Origin of the sequence: Chitinophaga terrae (ex Kim and Jung 2007), assembly GCF_900107795.1 — a bacterium.
Lineage (GTDB): Bacteria > Bacteroidota > Bacteroidia > Chitinophagales > Chitinophagaceae > Chitinophaga > Chitinophaga terrae.
Window position 1 is genome coordinate 1 of sequence record NZ_FNRL01000064.1, and the last position, 1,384, is coordinate 1,384.

1 protein-coding gene is annotated in these 1,384 nt (G+C 37.2%); it reads left to right on the top strand.

The window, feature by feature from the left end; genetic code table 11:
* The first annotated feature begins 261 nt into the window (after positions 1 to 261).
* Positions 262 to 1,305 carry an IS110 family RNA-guided transposase gene (locus BLV62_RS28025; RefSeq protein WP_089766381.1) on the top strand — a complete coding sequence of 348 codons (1,044 nt, stop codon included), beginning with the start codon at positions 262 to 264 and terminating at the stop codon, positions 1,303 to 1,305.
* Positions 1,306 to 1,384 lie beyond the last annotated feature (79 nt).

Consider the following 1,384-nt stretch of genomic DNA (forward strand, 5'->3'; position numbering starts at 1 on the left):
CTCCTATGTTTGTACAGGTATTAAAGACTGTTGTCAAAGCTTATAAAGTACTAGTTTTGAACTAAATAAAATAAAAAGGTGAGAGTACATTATGCGCTAAGCAACCTTTGAGGTATGCACTCGCAAAGAAATCACCTCACCTTTTTTGCAATCTCTTAGAGTCTGAACAGAATGTAAGGCACTACCTATATAGTAGCAGCCAGAATATCCAACAGGAGAGAAGTCGATGAGGGATTCTATTTTATTAAAATTCAATTAGCTATGAACAACCAGGTAATCAAACAGGCTATTGGTATCGATGTAGCCCAAAAAGAATTAGTAGTAACTATCGGACGTTTATATTCTGACCTTAGTATTGATTTATTTGCCAGAAGGGTCTATCATAATACGTTGGCCGGATTTAAACAATTAGTAAAATGGGTAGAAAATGTGACAGATACGGCAGTGGAGCGCAGATATGTAATGGAAGCCACTGGAGTATATCATGAAAAGCTTGCTCATTTTTTAATAGAGAATAACAGCCAGATAAGTGTGGTGTTGCCATCCAAGATCAGCAATTATATGCGTACCCTGGATATTAAAACCATTACTGATAAGACTAGTGCAGATGCCATTGCCCGGTTTGGCCTGGAAAGAAAACTGGATAATTGGGAGAAGCCCAGCGGGGTATACGGGAGAATCCGACAGTTAACAAGAGAAAGGGAACAGTTGATAGAGCAGCGGACTATTACCAAAAATCAGCTACATGCCGAACAATCAGAAGCCTGGCCTAACAGCAGCACACTTAAACGCATACAACAGCATATTGAGTTTATGGATATGCAGGAAAAGGAGATAGTAAAGGAATTGACAGCATTAATTCAAACAGATCAAAGTGTTAGTAATGCTATTGAACTGTTATGTACCATATCAGGAATAGGGAAACTAACAGCTTGCACTGTGTTAGGTGAAACCAATGGTTTTGAACTGATACGAAATAAGCGGCAATTGACCAGTTTTGCCGGTTTAGATGTGATAGAGAAGCAATCTGGAACTTCCGTTAAAAGCAAACCCAGATTGTCTAAAAAGGGTAATAGACACCTACGAAAGGCCTTTTACCTACCCGCTTTATCCGTTATCAGAAGTGATGATCACTTTAAAGATATATTTAATAAACTAGTTGCAAGACATGGTATAAAAAAGAAAGCTATTGCTGCTATACAAAGGAAATTGTTGGAGATGACCTTTATTATCTTTAAAAAGCAAGTTCCCTACGATAAACTATACTATAAAAAATTAGAGAGCTGTACAAGTACAACTCTCTAAACAGGCTAACTTAGGTTGCCTTATAGACTACTAAGTTAAATATTATTTGGTTTTAAACACAGAATCTTTGCGTGAAACT